26 protein-coding genes and 1 tRNA gene are annotated in these 22803 nt (G+C 33.6%); 13 read left to right on the top strand and 14 right to left on the bottom strand.

Going from position 1 to position 22803, the window contains the following annotated elements; translation table 11 throughout:
- Positions 1 to 63 precede the first annotated feature (63 nt).
- The 4 genes from REB14_RS18915 to REB14_RS18900 all read left to right on the top strand — a co-directional run bounded on the left by REB14_RS18915 (position 64) and on the right by REB14_RS18900 (position 6579).
- Positions 64 to 3288, top strand: a complete 3225-nt coding sequence (locus REB14_RS18915) for a SusC/RagA family TonB-linked outer membrane protein (RefSeq protein ID WP_309522972.1) — start codon at positions 64 to 66, stop codon at positions 3286 to 3288.
- A 4-nt stretch (positions 3289 to 3292) separates the two neighbouring features.
- Positions 3293 to 4696 carry a RagB/SusD family nutrient uptake outer membrane protein gene (locus tag REB14_RS18910; protein WP_309522971.1) on the top strand — a complete coding sequence of 468 codons (1404 nt, stop codon included), beginning with the start codon at positions 3293 to 3295 and terminating at the stop codon, positions 4694 to 4696.
- Positions 4697 to 4712: 16 nt separating this feature from the next.
- On the top strand, positions 4713 to 5591 hold the full coding sequence (locus REB14_RS18905) for a glycerophosphodiester phosphodiesterase family protein (RefSeq protein ID WP_079241568.1): 879 nt from the start codon (positions 4713 to 4715) through the stop codon (positions 5589 to 5591).
- Positions 5592 to 6225: 634 nt separating this feature from the next.
- Positions 6226 to 6579, top strand: a complete 354-nt coding sequence (locus REB14_RS18900; RefSeq protein ID WP_079241570.1) for a VOC family protein — start codon at positions 6226 to 6228, stop codon at positions 6577 to 6579.
- A gap of 14 nt (positions 6580 to 6593) precedes the next feature.
- Here the strand turns inward: REB14_RS18900 and REB14_RS18895 are convergent, their stop codons facing one another.
- On the bottom strand, positions 6594 to 7130 hold the full coding sequence (locus REB14_RS18895) for a GNAT family N-acetyltransferase (RefSeq protein ID WP_309522970.1): 537 nt from the start codon (positions 7128 to 7130) through the stop codon (positions 6594 to 6596).
- Positions 7131 to 7303: 173 nt separating this feature from the next.
- Between REB14_RS18895 and REB14_RS18890 the strand changes: the two genes are divergently transcribed.
- Positions 7304 to 7377: transfer RNA gene (locus REB14_RS18890), tRNA-Ala, on the top strand.
- Positions 7378 to 7469: 92 nt separating this feature from the next.
- Here REB14_RS18890 and REB14_RS18885 read toward each other — a convergent pair.
- The 9 genes from REB14_RS18885 to REB14_RS18845 form a co-directional block, all read right to left on the bottom strand.
- Complete coding sequence (locus tag REB14_RS18885; RefSeq protein WP_309522969.1) at positions 7470 to 7670, bottom strand: antirestriction protein ArdA; 201 nt, start codon at positions 7668 to 7670, stop codon at positions 7470 to 7472.
- A 14-nt stretch (positions 7671 to 7684) separates the two neighbouring features.
- Positions 7685 to 8002: an antirestriction protein ArdA gene (locus REB14_RS18880; protein ID WP_309522968.1), complete on the bottom strand. Its 318-nt coding sequence runs from the start codon at positions 8000 to 8002 to the stop codon at positions 7685 to 7687.
- Between the two features lie 538 nt (positions 8003 to 8540).
- Positions 8541 to 9242 carry a hypothetical protein gene (locus REB14_RS18875; RefSeq protein ID WP_309522967.1) on the bottom strand — a complete coding sequence of 234 codons (702 nt, stop codon included), beginning with the start codon at positions 9240 to 9242 and terminating at the stop codon, positions 8541 to 8543.
- Between the two features lie 25 nt (positions 9243 to 9267).
- Entirely contained in the window at positions 9268 to 9630 is a 363-nt protein-coding gene (locus tag REB14_RS18870) for a hypothetical protein (protein WP_309522966.1), read from the bottom strand.
- A gap of 10 nt (positions 9631 to 9640) precedes the next feature.
- Positions 9641 to 10702, bottom strand: a complete 1062-nt coding sequence (locus REB14_RS18865) for an SH3 domain-containing protein (protein WP_309522965.1) — start codon at positions 10700 to 10702, stop codon at positions 9641 to 9643.
- A gap of 3 nt (positions 10703 to 10705) precedes the next feature.
- Complete coding sequence (locus tag REB14_RS18860) at positions 10706 to 13228, bottom strand: hypothetical protein (protein ID WP_309522964.1); 2523 nt, start codon at positions 13226 to 13228, stop codon at positions 10706 to 10708.
- Positions 13229 to 13238: 10 nt separating this feature from the next.
- A complete protein-coding gene (locus tag REB14_RS18855) occupies positions 13239 to 13742 on the bottom strand; it encodes a DUF4280 domain-containing protein (RefSeq protein WP_309522963.1) in 504 nt (167 codons plus the stop codon).
- A gap of 28 nt (positions 13743 to 13770) precedes the next feature.
- On the bottom strand, positions 13771 to 14847 hold the full coding sequence (locus REB14_RS18850; protein ID WP_309522962.1) for a hypothetical protein: 1077 nt from the start codon (positions 14845 to 14847) through the stop codon (positions 13771 to 13773).
- Positions 14848 to 15073: 226 nt separating this feature from the next.
- Complete coding sequence (locus REB14_RS18845) at positions 15074 to 15295, bottom strand: hypothetical protein (RefSeq protein WP_309522961.1); 222 nt, start codon at positions 15293 to 15295, stop codon at positions 15074 to 15076.
- 424 nt (positions 15296 to 15719) lie between these two features.
- On the opposite strand from REB14_RS18845, the gene REB14_RS18840 reads away from it, so the two are divergent.
- Positions 15720 to 16202, top strand: coding sequence for a hypothetical protein (locus tag REB14_RS18840; RefSeq protein WP_309522960.1), 483 nt, complete (start codon positions 15720 to 15722; stop codon positions 16200 to 16202).
- A 45-nt stretch (positions 16203 to 16247) separates the two neighbouring features.
- Here the strand turns inward: REB14_RS18840 and REB14_RS18835 are convergent, their stop codons facing one another.
- Both REB14_RS18835 and REB14_RS18830 read right to left on the bottom strand, forming a co-directional pair.
- Complete coding sequence (locus REB14_RS18835; RefSeq protein ID WP_309522959.1) at positions 16248 to 16835, bottom strand: type II toxin-antitoxin system HicB family antitoxin; 588 nt, start codon at positions 16833 to 16835, stop codon at positions 16248 to 16250.
- Positions 16835 to 17101 carry a type II toxin-antitoxin system HicA family toxin gene (locus REB14_RS18830; RefSeq protein WP_309523334.1) on the bottom strand — a complete coding sequence of 89 codons (267 nt, stop codon included), beginning with the start codon at positions 17099 to 17101 and terminating at the stop codon, positions 16835 to 16837. Before REB14_RS18830 ends, REB14_RS18835 begins: the two co-directional genes overlap by 1 nt.
- A gap of 246 nt (positions 17102 to 17347) precedes the next feature.
- On the opposite strand from REB14_RS18830, the gene REB14_RS24240 reads away from it, so the two are divergent.
- From REB14_RS24240 to REB14_RS18820, 3 genes are all read left to right on the top strand, one after another.
- Positions 17348 to 17518 (top strand): bacteriocin-like protein, encoded by a 171-nt coding sequence (locus REB14_RS24240; RefSeq protein WP_409993834.1) that lies wholly within the window; start codon positions 17348 to 17350, stop codon positions 17516 to 17518.
- A gap of 520 nt (positions 17519 to 18038) precedes the next feature.
- Positions 18039 to 18452, top strand: a complete 414-nt coding sequence (gene arr / locus REB14_RS24235; RefSeq protein ID WP_423779652.1) for an NAD(+)--rifampin ADP-ribosyltransferase — start codon at positions 18039 to 18041, stop codon at positions 18450 to 18452.
- Between the two features lie 207 nt (positions 18453 to 18659).
- Positions 18660 to 18845, top strand: coding sequence for a bacteriocin-like protein (locus REB14_RS18820; RefSeq protein WP_079241573.1), 186 nt, complete (start codon positions 18660 to 18662; stop codon positions 18843 to 18845).
- A gap of 93 nt (positions 18846 to 18938) precedes the next feature.
- On the opposite strand, the gene REB14_RS18815 is transcribed toward REB14_RS18820, so the two are convergent.
- On the bottom strand, positions 18939 to 19622 hold the full coding sequence (locus REB14_RS18815) for a hypothetical protein (RefSeq protein WP_145953232.1): 684 nt from the start codon (positions 19620 to 19622) through the stop codon (positions 18939 to 18941).
- Between the two features lie 384 nt (positions 19623 to 20006).
- On the opposite strand from REB14_RS18815, the gene REB14_RS18810 reads away from it, so the two are divergent.
- On the top strand, positions 20007 to 20375 hold the full coding sequence (locus tag REB14_RS18810) for a hypothetical protein (protein ID WP_309522957.1): 369 nt from the start codon (positions 20007 to 20009) through the stop codon (positions 20373 to 20375).
- 39 nt (positions 20376 to 20414) lie between these two features.
- Here the strand turns inward: REB14_RS18810 and REB14_RS18805 are convergent, their stop codons facing one another.
- On the bottom strand, positions 20415 to 21053 hold the full coding sequence (locus REB14_RS18805) for a hypothetical protein (protein ID WP_079241576.1): 639 nt from the start codon (positions 21051 to 21053) through the stop codon (positions 20415 to 20417).
- 154 nt (positions 21054 to 21207) lie between these two features.
- Here REB14_RS18805 and REB14_RS18800 point away from each other — a divergent pair, with 154 nt between their 5' ends.
- From REB14_RS18800 to REB14_RS18790, 3 genes are all read left to right on the top strand, one after another.
- Complete coding sequence (locus REB14_RS18800; RefSeq protein WP_079241577.1) at positions 21208 to 21780, top strand: C40 family peptidase; 573 nt, start codon at positions 21208 to 21210, stop codon at positions 21778 to 21780.
- A gap of 26 nt (positions 21781 to 21806) precedes the next feature.
- Positions 21807 to 22133, top strand: a complete 327-nt coding sequence (locus tag REB14_RS18795) for a LytR/AlgR family response regulator transcription factor (protein WP_309522956.1) — start codon at positions 21807 to 21809, stop codon at positions 22131 to 22133.
- 109 nt (positions 22134 to 22242) lie between these two features.
- Positions 22243 to 22614: a DUF2255 family protein gene (locus REB14_RS18790; RefSeq protein WP_079241579.1), complete on the top strand. Its 372-nt coding sequence runs from the start codon at positions 22243 to 22245 to the stop codon at positions 22612 to 22614.
- Positions 22615 to 22803: the final 189 nt, after the last annotated feature.

Here is a 22803-nt window from a genome sequence, read left to right as displayed (position 1 = left end):
TAATTGGGGTTACCGATGCATTGAATATAAATCAGTCAAATAACAACTAATTTCAGCAAAGCTATGAAAAAAACAACAATTAGCATGATGTTGTTGGGTCTTTTGTGCGCGCCACAGTTTACCTACGCAGAGGCTAACAAATGTTTTCAACAGTCCGTCATTCAGCGGAAAACGCCTTTGATTAAAATCTTTGAAAAACTTTCAAAAGAACATGGCGTAAAATTCTTTTATTCGGTTTCAGACCTTAAGGATATTCAGGTGGATGAATCTCAGGTTAACTATCAGTCATTATCATCGTCTTTAGACTATCTGAAGAAAAATATTGGTCTCGATTTTAATGTAGATCAGAAAACCGTCACCGTTCGTCTCAATGCAAGAGCAATTGCAAAAATTCAGAGGAATAATGCTCAACAGTCTGCGGAATATTTAAATCCTATAAAAGACACGGTAACATCGAGAGAAAAAAATATTGATGAGGTTGTTTTGGTAGGGTATGGAAAACAGAGTAAGAAAAACAATTCCGGCTCTATCTCTTCTATTGATGAAAAACAGATGAAAGGGGTTGCCTCCAGTAATTTCGGAGATATTATTGCCGGAAAAGCAACCGGAGTTCAGATTACTCAGGCTAATGCAACGCCGGGAGGTTCACCCTCTATCAGAGTAAGAGGGATCGGAACATTAACAGCGGGTTCGAATCCCTTGATCGTTGTGGACGGACTTCCTCTCACCGAAGGTTCCAATCTGAATGCTATTGATCCTAATTCCATTGCAAAAATTGATATCTTAAAAGATGCCGCCTCCGCAGCCATTTATGGTTCCAGAGGAGCCAATGGAGTGATTATCATTGAAACAAAACAAGGGAAAAAAGGCAGAATGGCTGTTTCTTTTGATTCCTATTACGGAATGCAGATGAGAAGTGATAATGTAAAATTGGTGAATGCCTACGATATGGCCACTTTTCTGAAAGAAGCCAGAGATAACAACTATCTTTCCAAGGGCAGCAACAGAAGTATTTCTGATGATAATGCTACAAGAATAAGTAAGGGAGCATCTTTACGGGAGTTAATCCCTGATTATCTCGCCCCTTATCTGGCAAAGCAGCCTGGATTAACAGATACCGACTGGCTGAATACTGTAATGAAACCGGCACCCATAAGCCAGACTTCATTAAATGTTACGGGAGGAAGCGATAAAAGCAAATATGCTTTTACCATGAGCTATTTTAACCAGAAAGGATTGGTGATCGGGACAGATTACGAAAAATTTTCCACCAGCGTTAATCTTTCCACAGAACTTACGGATAAATGGAAAATAGGAGTAACAATGACACCGTCTTATGCAACGGGTACCATCAATGCAGCAGAAAATTCGAGAAGTTATAATCCACTGCAGATGGCTACTGCAATGTATCCTTTCTTTAAACCTTATAATGATGACGGAAGTTTGGCCATTTCCCAACAAATCTTAGGAAATACAGCAACTGACGGTGCTTTGGTAGAGAATCCCGTTGCGGTTCAGGAAATGACGAACAGAAAATATACTTTATTTAAAACATTCGGAAATATTTTTACTGAGCTTGAACTGTTGAAAGGATTGAAATACAGACTTTCAGTAGGCGGGGATTACACCAATTACGAATATAATTTCTTCGATCCTTCCACAGTAGGAGCCTACAGAGCGGCCGCTCCGGATGTTACTTTTGCGAACAGAACAGAATATATCCGTAAAAATTATCTGATTGAAAACCTGCTTTCATTTGATCAAAAATGGGGTGAGCATAGAATAGATGCCATTGCCGGACAGTCTTTTCAGCAGGAAGATAATACTCAGCTTTTAACCGAAGCTACCGCATTTCCAGACAACAGCATCCGGAATATTGCAGGCGGAACTTCATTTAAAAATACACTGACACAATACAAATGGAGGCTGATGTCTTATTTTACCAGAGTTAATTACACCTTTGATAATAAGTATAATCTGATGGCTTCTTATCGTAGAGACGGCTCTTCACGTTTCGGGAAGAATTCCAAATGGGGAGATTTCTATGCATTTTCTGCAGGCTGGACGATCAGTAATGAAAATTTCTTTCCTGAAAATACTATTGTAACGGATTTAAAGCTAAGATACAGCCTGGGAAGCAACGGAAATAATCAGATTCCTAATTTCGGGGCACTTTCGCTGATGAATCCTGATAATTATAATTTTGGCGGCGTTCTAACACCAGGGTATACAACGGCAACGGCTCCCAACCCTAATATTTCCTGGGAAAAGTCCAGATCAAACAACTTCGGAATTGATTTCTCTCTGTTTAAAAATATCCTGAATATTTCTGCCGATTATTATATTCTGAACAGAGACGGTTTGTTACTTGATGTTCCTGTTCCACAGCAGTCTGGTTTCAGTACATCGCTTCAAAATATAGGGAAGATCAAAAACTCTGGTTTTGAATTACAGATTGCTTCGAAAACTTTCAATATTGCCAACGATTTTACCTATTCGGGAAGCTTTAATTTTTCCACCAATAAAAATGAAGTTTTGGCCTTGGCAAACGGACAGAATCAGATTATCACGGGTGAAAATAATTTCTCTGTTACAAAGGTAGGTGGCTCTATTGGTGAAATGTATGGGTACAACATCGTCGGAATTTATAAAACTCAGGATGAGATCAACAATTCACCACACATTACCGGAACAATGGTTGGAGATTATATTATGGAAGACCTCAATGGCGATGGGAAAATTGATGTCAATGATAAAAGAAGTTTCGGAAGCGGAGTTCCCAAATACATTCTCGGTTTTAATAATAATTTCAGATACGGACTTTTTGAATTAAGCTTCTCATTATACAGCGAAATAGGGAAGAGAATTTACAATGCCGATGCTGTCACTACCTTAGAATCAGGAGAAGGTTTCGGAATGGCCTCGCAGTATTATTTTGACAACCGCTATAATGCAGTAAGCAATCCCAATGGATTTTTCGGAATGCCAAATATGAACTTTTCCAACAACAGAAAAGAAGCCAGAACCTCAAATCTCTACTTTAAAAATGCAGATTATGTAAGACTGAGATCACTTCGTCTGGCTTTCAATTTCCCAAAATCAATGCTTGGAAATATCGGGTTGGAAAACGCACAGATCTATCTGGTAGGAAACAATCTTTTCACGCTGTCAAAATATAAAGGAATGAATATCGATGCCACTTCAGACAATGTTCTTACCCAGGGCTTTGATCAGGCTTATTATCCGGTAGCTAAAATATATTCTGTAGGCTTTAACCTTAAATTTTAAAATCATGAAAAAAATATTCTTTACAATATTCAGTCTTTCTGTGATGTTTTCTTGTTCGTCTGATCTTTTGGATGTAAATCCTGAAGCCCAGAAAGTTTCCTCACAATTCTATACCAATGCTTCTGAAATTGAGCAGGGAATTGTTTCAGTCTACGGAGCCCTTCAGTACACCGGACAGTATCAACTGGCAATGCCTGCACTGGGAGAATTGCCTTCTGACAACACCTATGATGAGGTTCCAGCCAATGATTCTTTTACGTATGGAGAACTGGATTTTTTCACTATTCAACCTAATAACAGCCTTATTGCAAGTACCTGGAAGGACAATTATGTCGGAATTCAGCAGGCGAATATTATTCTGACAAGGATTGGAAAAATCCCGGATATGACTGATGCCCTGAAAAATACGAGAACCGGAGAAATGAAGTTTCTGAGAGCGCTGATGTATTTTAATCTGGTAAGAATTTATGGTGATGTTCCATTGGTATTAAAAGAAACCACGAATGTTAACGATTACTTTGGGCAGCCAAGAACACCTGTCGCAGAAGTATATTCAGCGATAGAAAAAGATCTGAAAGAAGCGATTGATCTTTTACCAACCACCACAACGCAAAAGGGTAGAGTAACCAAAGGAGCGGCTTTGGGAATTTTGGGTAAAGTGCTTCTGACACAAAATAAGTTTGCAGAATCACTGACCTATTTAAATCAGATTGAATCTTTAGGTTATCAACTTTTGACCGATGTCAGTAAAATTTTTGATGTCACCAATAAAAATAATGCTGAAATTATTTTTGATGTACAGTTCACCTCCGGATTGAACGGAAATTCGGAAGGAAGTTCGGCATTTCAGATGTTCAGTCCTTCCGGATCAGTTTCCGGAGCGAAAGGCCATAATCTTCCCACCAAAGAAGTTTACAATCTTTATTTGGCAGGAGATACAAGGCGGTCTGCCTATATCGGGCTTACGTCAAACGGAATTCCTTTCAGTAAAAAGCTAGTCAAAACGTCCAATACCATTGCCGATGGAGGAAGCAACTTTGTGGTGCTGAGATTAGCTGATGTTTTCCTGATGATGGCGGAATGTTTTACTCAACAGAATGATTTTACCAATGCCAATATATGGCTGAATAAAATTAAAACCAGAGCAGGTATTGCATCTGTAAACCTCTCCACAAAAGAGACATTACTGAATGAAATTGACCGCGAAAGAAGGCTTGAATTTGTAGGAGAAGGACACCGGTGGTTTGATCTTGTGAGGACAGGAAAGGCTATTTCGGTAATGACAGCTCACTTTAATAATAACCCCGGATACAGCACTGCACAAATAAAACCCTATCATCTTCTGATGCCTGTTCCACAAGGACAGATCAATACAGATCCCGCAATTAAACAAAATCCAGGATATTAATTTAAACTTTAAAATTATGCTCAACAATAAATTATTACAACTGTTTCTTCTTATTATTTCGTCTCTCCACTTTGCTCAGCAAAAGAAAATTTCACTTTCCGCTTTTCCCGATAACAAAGTAATGGTGGTTGCTCATCGTGGAGATTGGAGAGAGGCTCCGGAAAATTCGGTGTGGGCGGTAAAAAAAGCTATTGAAAAAGGAGTCGATATGGCTGAGATAGATCTTGCCATGACGAAAGACAGTGTTTTGATTCTGATGCATGACAATACCATCGACAGAACAACAACAGGCAAAGGGAAACCCTCTGATTTTACATTAGCCGAAATCAAAAAGCTTCATCTAAGAGACGGTTTGGGAGTGGAAACTCAAATGAGTGTTCCTACTTTACAGGAGATTTTAGAAGTTTCCGATGGAAAAATCCTCCTGAATCTCGATAAAGGTTTTGATTATATAAAACAGGTCTATCCTTTGGTGAAAAAGCGAAATATGCTGGATCAGATTTTGTTTAAAGGTCATGAATCCTACACGGAATTCAACCGGAAATATGATGATATCAAAAATGAAATTCACTATATGCCGATTATCCAGCTGGGGAAAGAGGAAGATCTGAAAAAAATCTCAGAGTACCTTAAGAGCTATAAAGTCTATGGTTTTGAATTTACAATAGGAGCAACGGAAAAGAATCTGATTGATTTTAAAAAGCTTAAAGAAAGTAAGGTTAAAATCTGGGTCAATTCATTATGGCCCCATCATAACGCCGGAAACAATGATGACCTCGTTCTTGATCATCCTTACCTGTATGATTGGTATATTGATAAAGGAGTCAACATTATTCAGACTGACCGTCCGAAAGAACTGATCCATTATTTAAAAAGTAAAAACCTTTATTTTTAAGAAATAAAAGAGCCGAAATATTCAATTTTGGCTCTTTTGCTCTATAGAGTAGGAATATAAATTTCTATTTTCCAGGACTGATTGTTTCGGAACGTACTCGAAGAAAATACACTTTGGAAATAGAAAATTTAAGAAAGGATAACTGAAACACGTCTTTTTTAGGATATTTTAACACTCGTTTTATGATTTGTGTCATAAAGTAAACATTGTGTATTTCACTATATTTGGAATAATAAAGCTAACCCATGAAATAAGCCAACATAAAAACTTGTTAAACTAAAAATTATTAAAGATTACCAAAGATTATGAAAGACTTATTTTCATTAAACGGAAAGAAGAAGGATCATGTTATTACACACTTAAAAAAAGAGATGTATTCATTGATCGAAAATGATAACTGGATTACGGTTACGATAAAAAAGTGGTTCCATACAATGATTGTATCCTATTTAATTTGCAATGATTTAGTTGCCTTAACTATTGTAAGAACAAAATTCACTCCATTTTACGAAAAATATACAGTGTTGTAGTAGATATCTGCTATTCCATTGATGGGTGTATACTCTAATTATATTTTTTATGGAATACCATTATAAGATCTGAAATTCTATCATTATTTAAAAACAATGCTGCAATGAATTTAAAAATACTATCCATCGTCTGGGGTGTTGTGGATTTGAATAGAGCAATTGCCTTTTGGAGTGAAGCCTTACACTACAAAATAAAAGATGAGCCAGATACTGATTTTGCCATTCTGATCCCAAAAGAGGGCGATGGAATACAGTTATCATTAAAATTAACCGGTTCGGAAGAGCCAAAGAGACATCATATAGATCTGATAACTGATAATCAGCAACAGGAAGTAGAGCGGCTTTTGAGTATAGGGGCAACAAAGATGCAAGGCTGGAATTACGAACAGGATGCTGACTATGTTGTCCTTCTGGATCCCGAAGGAAATTCATTTTGTGTGGTGCAGCAAAATAAATGATCATTTAAGAACAACTATTTTGTAGGCCATTCTTCACGAAGAACCGCATAAATAATATCATCAACCCATTTATTTTTCCAGAACAGACTTTTCACAAAGTGCCCTTCTTTTCTTAATCCGATTCTTTCCATCAGCTGAAGGGAAGCAATGTTGTCAGGATCTACGGAAGCTGTAATTCTGTGTTTATGCAAATCATTAAACAAGAAACTAATGACTCCTTTTAAAGCCTCAGAAGCATATCCTTTACCCTGAAATGAGGTGTTTAAGGTAATTCCCAATTCTACCTGTACATTTTCATCTCCGATAAAATGAACTCCGATATCTCCAATGACTGCTTTTGTTGCTTTATCAGTAATCAACAGCTGATACCAGCTTTCAGGTTGGTTGAATTCTTTAGTATTTCTTTGGATAAAACTTTCCACTTCTTCCAGGGTTTCAGGAATCCATCCTTGAAATTTATTGGCTTCGGCATCTGAGCGGTAATCGAAAATATCCTGTTTGTCATCAATCCTAATATCCCGTAGAACCAATCTTTCTGTATAGAGTAGCATGATTGTAATATAATTTCAGACAAAAATAGGATTAATTGGGATGTTATTCAATGAGGAATAATGTCTTTTGCGGTCACTGAGCCTACTTCCATTAATTTTAATTCAATAAAAATTATAAAATAGTTGCAAATATCATTTAAATACTTACTTTTGTACCGCCTTACAATAAAAACGGGGGATTGGCGCAGTTGGCTAGCGCGTTTGACTGGCAGTCAAAAGGTCACGGGTTCGAATCCCGTATTCTCCACATTAATAATCAAAGAGTTGCATTATTTTAAATTTGCAACTCTTTTTTATTTGCATAAAATTTGCACAAAAACAGTTGGTTTTATAATATTTTTAAGATTTAAAATAATATCCCCCACTTTCAAAATAATCATACATCAAACTTCTTGCTGTAGCCTCCCAATCAATATAAATATAATTTGGTAAATTTTCTGGAATACTTTCTTCTAAAATATATTGTGCAAATGTTTCATCGTCTGAATATTCACCTGTATAATAATTTATTACACCGTCATAAATGCTTTGAAAATCCATTTTTCCAATACAAATCAAGGTAAGGCCTCGGAAATTTCAAAATCATAGCCAGAATCGTTTATTTGATGGGCTATTTCATATATATCTTTTGATATATAACTTTCTCCTATTAATCCTAGCTTTTCAAAGAATGAACAGTCTTCATGATCTTGTAGCATGAATTCTGCGTCTTCTTCGTCTTGGTGAAGTTCTTTCATTGCTTCTAATAGTTCGTCATAATCTGAATAATCCGAAAGATTGAGCCATTCCCCAAATAATGAACCTTCGTTGTGCTTTTTGTAAGTTCCTACATAGATACTGCAAGAATCAAGACAATTTTGTAAATTTGTCATGTCGATAATTTTTTACCGATTTTAAAACTTATTGATGTTGCCTATCGTGTTCTTAGCACTTTAGGTATTTTTTTATATATGGTTGTAAGAGGAGAACAGTTTAAGAGGGGGCTAGAAAAAAAAACTATTAGACTAGTAAGGGGGGATTGATATAGAAGGTATTGTCCCCACACCCAAATAATTTTACTGGTATTAAATTGTTGCAAATTCTACTATAAAGGACTATTTGATTTTTCGAGAGAAATTGGAGGGGTATTTTTATGGGTGAAGGCTCACCATTGTCCTTTTACATTGGAAATTTCATAAAATATATTTTGAAGGTTGATTTATTAAAATGCTCGGGTGGGAAAGTAAGATAGAACCTAAAGATTTAAAATCCTATTAGTTTGTCTTCGATCATGGAGACTGCTATTAAGGAGCTGTTTTTAAGCTATGTCTAACGGTATTTTACAAGTTCAATCCCAAGCAGTAGGATTACAAGCACCTACAATCGGATTAAAAACCCTAATATTCAAATAATTGACATATAAAACATTTCCTATAATTTTCTTATTTTCAAATTGTTAATTTCTGACATTTTAAATACTTCGGTATACTTAGTAGATTTATTATATAAAAATAAGTATTCATTGGTTTTACCTAAAAATAAAAAATATTTATTTGATTGAATTTGTTTGTTATTATAGTTAAAAATAATTTCATTATAAGGCTTTTCATTTTCAATATTATTAATATCAGTAAATGCTTTTATTATTGGAAATATTATTAATAAAGAAGAAATGAATATCAAACTATATTTTTTAGAAAACTCAATGCTTTTATCCAGCCAGAGTAATAATGAAGCAAAAAAAGCTATTATAAACGTTTGTAAAAAATATAACTGAATATCTAAAGGGAAATCAATAATAAATATTAGAATAGAGTTTATTACTGCTAACACCATTACAGTCTTCGCAATTTTTTTCGTATTTGTAAATCTAAGAATTTCTTCACTATATTTTCTCCTAAAATAATCTTTCACATATATGAAAGGTAAATAAATTAGGAAAGACAAAATGGATATTAAGTAAAATGCTAAATCATTAATAAATAACAATGTAAACTCTGATAGTCCAATATATTCATTTATGTTAATACCAAAATATTGATAAAAAATAAAGTTTCTAATTATACTACTAAATAAAATTAGTATTGAAAAAATGGGAATAATTTTTGATATTTTCTCAATATTTTCTGTCATTTTCTTTTTTTATAAAATTAATTTGTTAGTGGTTAATACGTGGTTTAATTTCATCACCGAAAACTACTATCCCATTTTCAATTATATAAGGATGAATACTTTGGTAGTTGCCATCTAAAGAAAGAAACACTTCTTTAACAATTACATCTTTTCCATCAACTGTACCATTCCAGGCAATAGCTGTAGCTCGGATATCTTCGTCCTTTAGATCTTTTATTAGTAGATCATACATTTCGTTTGAATCAGTTGTTTCAGAATAAGCACCAATGTAAGTCAAATCGCCATTTGCTCTAATGTATGTACCAAAAGGAGCAAACACACCATTTTCTTTTAGAAATAATTCTGCTTGCTCCATCAAAGAGTTTAGTAATTTTTCGATGTTGTTCATTTGGGATACATTATTTTGATTTTATCCTGCTTTTATGAATATATCCTTCTTTTCCTTCTTTAGTCTTCACTAAAAACCAATCATCCGTGTTATCCAAAACCTCAATATGTTCTCCTGATTTCACCTTTTGTAGAACCTCAGAGGATGTGCTTTTATCTTTTCTTAAATTGGTATAGCCATCTGGGTCAATTATGATGGCTGAAGACTGGCTAGATGTTTTTTCGGAATTAATTATATATCCATTTAATGTGTTTTGAATATTTTGATTAAAATAATTTCTTTCAAATACATTAAGTTTTATCAATAGTTCTTCCCCAAATAGAGGACTTATATCTATGAAATTTATTGTTTTGTTTTGCCATGCGGTGTATAAGCTTGGCGAAAAAATACACTCTTCAGTACTAAATTTAGATATTTTTCTTTTAAAAGACTCACTAAATTCTTTTTCTTTATCTGGGAAGAGAAATAATTGTCCATTCTTTAAATCAATTTCACCCAAATTATCTTTAAAAAAAGACTTTTTTACCAAAAATTCGTCTAATTGTGGAAAAATTGAATTTAATAAAGTCGTTTCATGATATTTGGCTCCCTGTTGTATAAAAAATAATGGATTCTCTATAAAAAAATTTGTAAGTTTCTCACCATATAATTCAACGCCATTATAGGCTACATCATTATCTTTGGAAAGTTCGGATAAGATGTAAAATGCATTTACATCTGATAATTGAATCATTCTGATAATCAATAATTGAGTGACTAATGTTGATTTAAATTCATCATCTTCAGTTTTTGTCTCTTTTAAAAATTTTATAAACTCAGTCCTAAAATTTTTGTCTAATAAATCTTTAATTTCTATATCTTCAATATACTGATTATTGTATTGATATTTTTTGAGGTCTATATCATTTTTTTGAAAAATTGTATTATCAATAGTAATACCATCTATCAACCTCGTTTCATTTATGACCTGAGTATTATTCATAAGATTATCTTGTTTTTTGTTGTTTTTTTGACAGCTATATGTCACAAATAAAAGGCTTAAAAAAAATATGCTTAATAATCTATTTAACATGATTTATTTCTTTAAAGTTAATTTTCCAGGTTTAACGTTTGGATTATTTTTATGATATTCAACCCACCAATCATAAAACTGCTTAGCCTCAGAATCCCATATTCTTATACAGCCTTTCGTTCTCAGTAGCTCTGGATTTTTTCTTGGCTCAAATGTTTCAGTTTCTTGCCTTCCACCATGAATTCTTATGGCCGATCTACCACTTTTATCTGCTTCATCACCAGTACCCTTTATTGGCTCAAATGCCAATCTTGGATTGGGACCATAAGTCGTTCTTTTTTTTCCTGATGATGATCCCATTATAAATGGAGATGATGCTATTTGATATACCCCAAACGGAGCATCAGAATCTGTTATCATTCTATCTTCTCCTGCTATCCCTTCAAGTAGACAATCTTTTATTGTAAAAACAATCTTTCCTGAGTGATCGTAAACCTCCATTTTTCCTCTTCTACAGTTGTTCCTAATAGGAGTTTTTTCTTTATGTGTACATTTACTGCCAGTATATTTTTCTGTAATGATAACGTTCCATACCCCTTTTTCCAAAGTAGGTTGGATTTTTTGTTCTTGGCTTTTTTGACATTCAAAAGTTTTAACCTTATGAGCCTTTCCTTCTTCATAGAAGTTACTAATACTTTTTTCAATTTCCCAAATATAAGTCTTTCCCTCTCCATCATATTCCTTTTTTCCACCATTTTCGTATCTTTTTTTTTCACCTTCTTCATGAAGAAAAGTTGGGTTTTGTCTGTAGCCGTAATGTCTTGATTTGCTTAAATCTGTTAATTTCCCATTTTTTTTATATGCTAAGGGGTATTGATTATCAAAAACAACATGGTTGGGTTGATTTCCTCTTCCAACATCAACGGGCATTAATATTGATAAGTAAAAATCTGTAAGAGTATTTATTTTATCTTTCTTTTTTGCTAAATATTTCTCAACATAATCTAATTGCTGTATTGCGGTCATTTTTAATAAATCAGCCCTTGTAGTTCCAACGGATTCTGCTGCGGAATCTCCAAATTGTATGAGACCGACATAGCTTGTTTTCTTTCCTGCGGTTGGTGAAAATGTTTTCCCTGTCTCCAATGCCATTCCTGCCATTAACAAATTAGGATCTTTTTCTAGTCTTTTTGCTATTTGTATAACCTTTTTTCTAAATTCACAGCTGACTTTTTCTCCCCAAATCAAATCTTTATATTGTTCTTTACAGATACAACTAGAAGGAGTTTTCCCTTGCTTCGGTTCTTTCACCATCGTTGCACTATTCCCATTCGGTACTTCAGTAGGAATCACATCTGCACTCACAGGCATCACAGCAGAAGTTACTGAAGTATCATTGTGTATTACTTCTATAAAATAATCCTGTCTTGCATTGTCACTTCCACCATCTTTGGCTTTATCAAACATCTGTTTTGTGAGCTGTACATTATTGATATAATTGTTGTCACCAATTAAAACACAATCTTTTTCAAAAATTATATCATTGGTCCAACTAAAATTATCTTCCTCCCATATTTTCACCTTCACTTTTTTGTCTTTCATCTCCTTTGCAACAATCTTTATTCTTACAGTAGTTCCTACTTTCGAAGAATGGAGTCTGTTACCATTGTTATCCACAAATTCAGCACTTAAAATCTTTCCTTTAGAATCATCAGCCTTTTTACCACCTGTGGTTACGGGAAACTTAGGAGAATCCGATTTAGGTTTTGGCTTCTCTGGAGCAGGAGTAGTTTTAGGTTTTGTTGGCGAAGGGGTATTTCCTTTTGGAAGTTCTCTTTTTCTTGGAGGTTCTGGATTATGAGTAGGGTTAACTACATTTACGTTGGGACTTGCTTTTTGTATATGTTTACTCACTACATCAGCCGTTACATAATATTCGTGGGTTGCTCCCTCGCTTTTATCACCTGATGCAGTGCGTGCATTGGCAATCAGTACAGCCATTGTGTAAAAAGGTAATCTGAAAACAGCTTCTGCCATTCCTTTTTCATTCACTTTGCTAAGAACAGGGACAGGGTTTATTTTATTCAAAGCATTTATTGTGGGATTGTGTCCTTCTCCCTGAGCATCATCTTCCCAAAGGGTAAAAGCAATATTCATCTCGAACATCTCTACACAATATGCCCTTGCAATAATGGTATCTTTATAGCTTAGCTTTTTACCTTTTGGAATAGGTTTATAGTTAGCATCCAGAAGTTCCACCCTGGTTATTTTAGGTTCTTTAGCCCTTTGTGGATGTACAATGAGTTCTCCATAGTCTTCACCCTGACGTACAATGATCTTTATTCCCTTATGAAATAAACTCTTCTGTCCGAAAATATAAGGAACCATTTGACCTTCTTTATCGCTTCCACCTTTTCTCCAACCTGTTTTGGTCTGTACCATTACTTCCCAATGTGCTTTTTGAACTTGCAATGGATTTTTAATAGGTTGTAAAGGATTCTGCCAGCCATTTATTGTAGTAACAGAATACATTTCCTGTTTTCCTATCACAGGTTTATCATTTCCGATAATTGTTAATTTTCCCATATTTGTGTGTTTATTCGCAGATGTTTACATCTTCTTCCTGTTCATCCTGAAATTCTTTGTAGTCAAGCAACGGGTTAATATTCTGTTGCTGTATTGGATCTGCATTCCTGACATTCTGTTTGGTTACCTCCGCAGTTTGTCCATGTTCTTTTATTGTAATTTTTCCTCCTGTTGTACACATCAATTCAGAAAGTTCTGTAATACAACTTTTGTTCATGACTTTTGTCTTCTCATAAGGTTTTTGCCATTTTCCAGCAGGGGCAAAAGCACAAGGTAAATAACCACCAGAACTTGGTTTCAGCTTGCACTGTCCAAAGCTAGGGCCAGATGGTGTAAATTGTAGATCATCTTCTGTAACGGCTAAATAATCCGCTTGTCCTTCTTTGTTATTCCAATAATGTTTCTGGTGTGAGGTTACTTTAAACTGTGGAAACTGATTCCCTTGATTACATTGGGCTTTTCCTTTTTGGATCACGAAATATTTACCATCGTGAGGGGATGAATTTTCTGACATCGTATTGTGATTTTGGTGGTTTTCAAATTTAATAATTATCTGTAATTCTTTCTAAAAAGAAACCTTCTCTTCTAGTATTTTCATGACCAAAATATTGAAACCTTGCTTCCATTTTATACAATGATAAATTTTCTCGGTTAAAAAGATATTCCGCAAAATGTTCACAATCTATAGGTTTCTTTTCTATACCTGTTTTCTCATCGAACTTGGAATCTATAAAGTGTAATCCTTCCAGGTTTCGACTATCAATAGAGATACCTTTTTGCTGGATCTTTACTCTTTCATCATCTACAATATCTTTAGATAATAATAAGTTTTGAAATTCAAATCGTATCGACTGAGCATCAAAGATCCAAGGATAAAAATCATAGTAAACATCTGAACTTGTCCAGTTTCCTAATTGAGTTCTGTAGAATGCCCCAAACATAAAAGAGTTAAATAATGTATTTTTAAACTTCCGTAAAATTATTTCTGGACTTTCAATGATACCTTTCATCTTTTCAATATAATCAGATGAATATTGATCTGGAAAAAAGTTCTTTATAGAATCTAATTCAGAAACAATATCTTCTGTTTTCTTTGTCAGTAATATATCAATAAATTTTCCCTCAAAATCTATAATATATCGAATTGGATAGATAACCTCTATACACATTTTGGCAAGGGTCTCCACTTTGGAATCTGAAGTATCCTCATTTTTTCTGAAATCAAATGCTGAAAAGAGAAAGTGATAATATCCGTTTTTAATACCTTCAAGATCTAATCTTACTTTGTTTTCATACTTTACAAGAATTGTATCATCAGAATAGGTAGTCTGAGTAATTTGATAATTTCCTTCCCAGAGTTTAAAGTCAAAAGGGAATTTTCCTTTAGTTGGAAAATCATAAAAGCTTTGATTATTGTCTCTGATTTTTTTGTTGATCTCAAGGATTTCAGTTGATGATGGAATATAGATTTTCATCCCCTGAACAATATCACCAGTAAAGCGTTCAGACAAAGAACAATTTTGATTATGATACTCCCTTAAATACTCAGGATTTTCAAGCTGTATTTCATTACAGAGATCAGCAAGGGATTGTCCTGATTTGGTGTAATAAATTATCATTGGATTTGTGTCTTTTATGTTTGCAAGTATACTTAAAATTGTTTAAAAGTCACATAGGTATTTTCCCCATACTTTGAATTAATATTTTTTCTTAGGATTGATTGGATGGATTTAAATGTGAGAATTGTAGTATGTATTGATACTATGTAGCAGGTTTTCCACACCTCCCATTTACGACATATTCAATGATAAAAATAGCCTTAACCAAAGTTCATTCATCAAAACATCATTTTAACAGCTGGCCTTTCAATAATTTTTCCAAAGGATTTTGAGGTTTGCTTGTAATGACAGTTTTTAAATCTTTTTCAGATAATTCGGCAAACTCAACTGTTTTTAATATAGAAAAAGCAACATCTTTTAATCCTAATTTTCGGAGGAAAACCCGAATTTCTTTATCGGTAGGAAACTGACTGTCATTTTGCTTTAAATGGATTTTGTGATTTTTCATATTGTCTTATTTTTTCTTGTTCATTTTTTTGTAATCATAGAAAACATAACCTGTTCCATGAATATCTAATAGTATAGCTCTGTCTATACATAATTTTAATATGTAATAATTATCATCACCATTGAAGGTACGACGTATGAAATTATTGAAAACAATGAAGTCTTATTAGTTGCTAAAGCAATGAAAGAAGATGTAATTTTTGCATTACAATATAACAAGTATGAATGTAAAAAAGATGGCATTGACTCCTGCAACTTTATTGACTTATATTACCCAAAAAATGACGCTTACTTTTTAATGGAACTAAAAAGTAGTCTTAACAAATGGCTTATAGAGAAACATTTGGATAAATTCAATTAGTTTTTAATTTTACACTTATATACCTCACTTATTTGTGGGTTATTTGTAGGTTAAAATTAATAATATGATTTACGAAGAATTTAGAAAAGGTAATTTTCTGCAGTGCAAAACTAAAAATGAAAGTAAGAGAATTAGTGAAATACAGGGTATACAAATGAGTACGGAAATTATTTGGGACAACGAAGAAATTCCAGATTCAGAAGTGCTAAGAATTTCAAATGACAACGGCTTTATTCCTGTAGAAATAACGTCAAAGCTACTAATTAATATTAATGCAATTCTTGAAAATGAATATTATGTTTTAGATATGATATCCCTAAAAGAATATGAAGATAAAAATGACTCAATTAAAAAATGGCATGTAAAATACAATGGGGCAGTTGCTAATCATCGTGACATTGAAAAGAAAATAAGGTACTTACACCAATTACAAAACATGTACTTTGATTTAACCAAAGCGTCAGACAAACCTGGATCTGTTGGTGAAAAATTCAATAAAATAGATGAAAATAAATTAGATAAATATTTATTAGAATTACATAAATAGTTAAACCCCTATTAATTCAGGGGTTTTATATTGGTAAGAGAATTACTATTTTTTTGTTTCATCCTGATGCCTAGGGTATTTTTTTTCAATTATATTCTTATCTATACGAGTTCCGGAGTGAGCACTTTTTTGAATTATTTTTGGTAAAAGACTTAACCCATATCCGCTAAGATCTTTTTTTGCAGCAGAACATACAATTGGGGCAAATTCCCATCTAACTACTCCTTGTGAAGCGGGTACAAGCCCCCTTGTATCAGATGCAGGTGCAATCTGCAATACTGGGAATTCTATGTCCTTAGTAAGGCTAGAAAGATAATAATCAAAAGCTTCATTTATTGCTGTATTTAATTTAATACCTTTTTGTTCCGAAATTGTAAATAATTTCTCATGAGTTCCAGGGGATGTTCTTACATTGAAAGATCCTTTAAACTCTTTCTTTATTGGAATATTATGCTCTTCACAATCTTCAATATACTCATCTACTGCCTCTCTAAAGTTTTCAAAAAACTCTTTAGATTCAACAGCCTCATACATTACCGCACCGTTAATGTTCAATAACTTTCCGTAGAAAATTTGATTTTCTATATCATATTCTACGCTTCCTTTAATTCCTCTATGTTCTAAAATACTCATTATAATAAATTGTGGTTTGCAAGTTCTTCTAAAACAGCTTTAATTTGATACTCTTTTAAAGTATCTGGTTTATGTGGCTTATGAAGGTTTATAATTGATGGTAAACTTTCATTAACAAATCGAACTCTACTCCCAGATGTCTTGCCTTTTTTTGATTCTGAATACCCCAAAGATTCCAGTAGAGTCTTTAATTCACTGTATTTAAAATCAGTTGGTCTATTTTGTAATCTTGATTTTAGTTTTTCGGCTTTTCTAAATGCTTTGATACTAGTCCGATTAAATTATTATTGAAAAACTTTTTTCATGTTCAGTCTTTTTGGAAGTGTATTAATCAGTATCAAAAATTGTAACGATTAACACACAAGAAAGATTTGAACTTTGGGTCTAAAAGGTCTATTTCTTAGTGAACCATTGTAAAGAAAAATTTACAAATGTTTTATGATTAATTTTATTTAGTTATATTTGAAAATAAGTACTATAAGTACTAAAAACTAATACATTAATAAATAACTATGAAAAATCTAAAGAAAATTACAAGAGATCAAATGAAAAATGTTCAGGGAGCTGGGACTCCAATTACGTGTCCTGCAAAATACTATCTTAAATGCGAATCGATCTACGTTTGTGATCCAGACCAGGGTATTTATGATTGTGTTTGCTCTTGCGTTCCAATCGGATCTTAATAAAAACTGTTTACATAAAAATCAAGCCTTCTCTTTGAGAGGGCTTTTCTTATATTTATAGCAAAGATTTTTTATGGTTTATTTTTCATAACCTCCAATAATCAATTTTTCAGGTAAAATTTTATGAGGGATTAAAGAGGGTACACATCTTTTCCACATAAAAATCCCCTAGATTTGAAAAAAATAAAATATGGAATTTTCTCCTTTTAATCCTGTGATCAAGTTTTGTCTGCAAGGAATGGGCTTTGAAGACAAAGGAATGCCTGAAGAAGCAGCTCAATTGTTTTTAAAAGCCTGGGAAGAAGCTTCGGACGATTATGAAAAGTTTCTGGCAGCTCATTATGTAGCACGTCATCAAAAAACCATTGCTGATCGGTTAAAGTGGCTTGAAACTTCCTTAGAGCTTGCTTTAAAAATAAATGATGATACGGTTAAAAGTGCATTACCTTCTCTTTACCTGAATATTTCCAAATGCTATGAGGATTTAGGAGATTCAGAAAAATCAAAAAAGAATGCTGAATTGTCAGTGTTACTTCAAAACCATCCGTCTGATAAAGGCCCTTTTTACCATGGAACAAAAGCCGAGTTACAAATGGGAGATCTGTTGACAGCAGGCGGAAACTCTAATTACAAATCAGAATTCAAAATGAATCATATTTACTTTACTGCTTTAACCAATGGAGCAGGACTTGCTGCTGCACTGGCAAAAGGCGATGGAGTAGATCGTGTATATATTGTAGAACCCACCGGGAATTTCGAAAATGATCCCAATGTAACAGATAAGAAATTTCCGGGAAATCCAACCCGATCTTATCGCTCCGAAATGCCTTTGAAAATTATCGGAGAAATTACAGAATGGAGTAGACCAACTCCTGAAGATCTTCAAAAATTTCGTGAAAAACTGGATAACAGTAAAGGAGAAATTATCAATTAGTGAATGATGGAAAACAGCTGAATATGACTGTACTCATAAAAGCTGAAATGAATATTTCATACATTTGGGATAAGTTTTTCATTCATTCAATAATAGTTTTTAGCCTCTTTTTAGAGGCTTTTTGTGTGTAAAATTAATTTTTTCACAAATTAAATTGCTGTTTAATGAATATTCTTATATTTGAAATGAACTAAAACATTTTAAACCATGAAAAATTTAAAGAAAATCTCGAGAGAAGAATTAAAAACAGTTAAAGGAGCAGGACCCAATGTTCCGGCATGCCCTCCAGGAGCTTTATGGAGATGTGAAGCCATTGGTGTTTGTTCAGAAGAATTTGATCAGTGGGACTGCCTTTGTGGTTGCTATCCGGTAACGCTTCCTTTTCCAAGATAAATCAAAGCCCTCTTTTCAGAGGGTTTTTCATTTTACAAAAAACAGCCACAATGAAAATATTGTGGCTGCCTTTTTGAAATGAAATATCAACTATTATAAAGATCTGGAGCGGGCAATATTAATAAGGTACACAAGGTGTGCGTACATGCTTCGCTTTACAGACTCTACTTTTATATCTCCGGTGGCCTGGTTGATGGTAGTGACTAAATCTGTATTACATTGACCTGCAAAGTTTCCACTTCCTAAATAGTTCACTGTATTGGTACTTGGATAAGAGATTCTGGGATAGTCAGGTGCTGTCTGATTGGCAACAGCAGTTGCGTTTGCAAACCCTTTATTATCAACATATCGGGCTGTCCATGTTCCCAAAAACTGTCCATTTCCTGTATTAATTCCTTGTCCTACAATGATTTGAGTGTCTACGGGAGTGCTGAACCCTGCACAAGAGGAGTAATGGTTGACAGAAACAGTACAGGAAGAAGCATTGTCACCAGGTTGGAAACATTTTCCTTCGTATACAGTAGATCTTTGTTCACTGGAAGAGGTTGATGTGTTCAATATAGCCTTTGGCGCAAAAATTTCTTCAGGAGAAATAAGAGTTAAAACTCCTTGCGCATCCGCAGCAACAATTTTTTTTTCAGCATTTGAAAGCCCTCTTACTCTTACCAGACCATTAACATCCAAAGTATGACTTGGAGTGGCGGTATTAATCCCAACCTGTGCTGTTGAACTGCCACAAATAGCAAGTGCTGCCAAAAATAATGTTTTTGTTTTCATGTAATTTTTTGAAAAGGTTAAATTTTTCACTAAGGTAAGAAATATCTTTAAAATAGAATACAAATGGCATGAAATCTAATATAAACTAATTGTAAATGAATATTAAACGTATTAATATCAAGTTTTAAGTTTATTTTTTTAAATAACTCAAAATATATAGAGGCTCTATTTGTTTGAAAAATATTTGTATTTTAGCCGGAATATGTTGTTTTTTAATAAACATATTGGGTGCTAATTAAAATTCAGATAATTTGAATAAAAAAAATTAGTAGATTTGCACGGAACAAAAAATAATAAATATTAAGCAATATTCTCTATGACTGGATTTTTGGAATGAAAGTATAGGAGAATAACAGGATTTTAGGTTATAAAACTACTGAAACTATGAAGAAATTTTTTTTACTTTTATTAACGGCGTTTTTATTTATCGGTTGCAGCTCTGATGATGATACTATTTATGATTATGTAGGAACATGGTCTGGTTCTTATGAAGGAGCAGATAAAGGAGTTTGGAACTTTGTGGTAGATGAAAGTGGTAAAGTGGTAGGAACAATGCATTCCGATGTTAATAATGAAAACTACAGCATTACCGGGAATTTAAGTGAGACAGGAGATCTTAACGCCAGAGTAGGGCTTCCTTCACAAGGAGATTTCAAAGGAACGTTAACGACAGAAAAGAAAGGAAACGGAAACTGGTCCAACTCACTTCCAACCCCTGCAATATCAGGAAGCTGGAAAGGAGAGAAGAAATAAAACAAGAAAGTCTGCAGAATGTACTGCAGACTTTTTTATTTAAACAAATCCCATATGGGTAATCTTATCATTTTCATTCTTTAATGCTATAAAATAGAGCAGGAAATCATTATCAGGAAAATACTTTTTAAAAGACGTATTTTGTTGCTGATTCCAATACACTATTTCTTCACTACTTTCCATACTATACTTTTCAGAATTTAATTTTAAAGTTAAAATCACTGCATGATCTGAGGTACAATGATCATTTTTATACAAAACATGATCTTTCATTCTTATACAATCAGAAATTTGATTTACCGTGCCTAATTGAAATCCCCTCAGGAGTTTTCTTCCTTCTTCAGTCTTTAAACCGTTTTCAACCGTTCTTTTTCCTCTTTCAGAAATGGTATCTAAATCTTTGATAGTAGTCATCACCTTTGCAAACTTCTGGTAGAGGAGGGGATCACCAGCTTCTTTAATATATATTTCCAGGCTTTTCCGGATCATCTTCCCCATTTTGGAACAATGCCCGAACTCAGAACTGTTCTGTCTTACTTTCTCATATGACGGATTTTTCTTAAACGCAGCTTTATTAAACCCGCTTTTCTTCCGAACCACATTTTTGCCATTCAGAGTATAAAAAACCAGATCGCCCACTGCTCCGGTAATCTTGATTACACTTTCATAGGTTGCCATATTTTCAAAATAGAAATCAAATATACCAATAAATAATGAAAATCAAAATTTTAACATATATTTATAATATAGTTGTAGTATAGTTGTAGCATAATTAGATTATAAAATGTATATTTGTGATGTGTTTTGTTAATTAATTATAAATCAGAAGAATATGGGAACGGAATTATTTCAACAAAAAATAAAAATAAAGCAGATGGTCGTGGTATTGGCAGCCTCTGTTTTTGTAGTTTCCTGCGGATCCTCTAAAAGTGCTTCTGCGAGCAAAAAATCAAATACAAAGGCCGTAGCGAAAGCTGAAAATCTCAGAAAATTGGATTCAAAATTTAGTGGTAATGTTTCAAGATCAATCAATGATGTTTTGAAAGATGCAGAAAAGTATATCGGAACACCCTATAAATTCGGAGGAAATACTTCTTCGGGATTTGACTGCTCTGGATTTACTGTAAAAGTATTTGAAGAAAATGATTTTAATCTTCCCAGAAGATCTTCTGATCAGGCTGATGCCGGAAAGAATATTGATATAAAAGACGTAAAACCAGGTGATCTGTTGTTTTTTGCGACAGCAGGAGGAAGTAGAGTATCTCACGTGGGAATTGTTCATGATATTGGTCCTGACGGAGAAGTAAAATTTATTCATGCTTCTACCTCAAAAGGCGTAATTATTTCGTCCCTGAACGAAAAATACTGGAATAAGGCCTACCTTCATGCTCAAAGAGTGCTGTAAAAACATTTCCAATTAAAATAATAACGATGGAGAACCGTACTTTTGCTTTCATTAAATCAGATAAAAAGCTGATAAAGCTTTTCTTTAAAGATATTAATGTTATTAAGGGACTCGGAAATTATGTGGAAGTTCATACCACAGACAATAAAAGATACATTTATTACAAAACACTTAAAGACCTCATAGAGACTCTTCCTGACGAATTTATGCGGGTCCACAATTCATACATTGTCAATCTGACGAATATCGAATCTTTCGAAGACAATCACTTAATCTGTGGTGATTTAAAAATTACAGTAGCCAAAAGCTATAAAGAATGCCTGCAAACAGCTCTTGGTAAAATGATGCTTTAAAAAACATCATACATCAGAAAAACATCTCGTTACATCATTTTTCTGACAGTATGCATAAATAAGTTTTCTTGTTTGTTTTCATGTTTTAGTTTTATATAAAATTAAGATAATGAATAAAGAAAAAGCATTAGATTATATTCAAAATCATACGATTATCGGAATAAAAGCCGGACATCAAAGACCTGAATTTCTCGAAATATGGATGGTTGTTGTCCAAAACCGGATATTCGCAAGATCCTGGGGGCTCGCTGAAAGAAGCTGGTACAATATCTTTTTAGAAAATTCTGCAGGAGAAATTCAATGTGGTGAAACCATTTATCATGTAAAAGCTCTCGTTCCGGAAGATATCAATGATCTTACTGAAGAAATTAATCAGGCCTATCTGACAAAATATAACAGTGATCATAATATTCCATATTCACAAGGGATTATTCAGGAAAAGCATGTTGCGAAAACAATGGAGTTTATTATTTTGGAGTAAATAGCAGTTGAAATATTCAATAAGAACGGGCTTTAGCCCGTTTATCGAAAAATAAAAACTTCGACCGGCTTTAGCCAAAACTTATATAATCTTCTTATTTAATCACCCCGTCAAAAATTCTTTGAATTTTCGCCAACTCTCCGGAGGAGGGGAATTTTTACGTTTCCGTTTGCCATCTATCTGCTATTC

It is taken from the genome of Chryseobacterium metallicongregator (assembly GCF_031324065.1).
Lineage (GTDB): Bacteria > Bacteroidota > Bacteroidia > Flavobacteriales > Weeksellaceae > Chryseobacterium > Chryseobacterium metallicongregator.
This window is presented reverse-complemented; position numbering and strand designations above follow the sequence as displayed.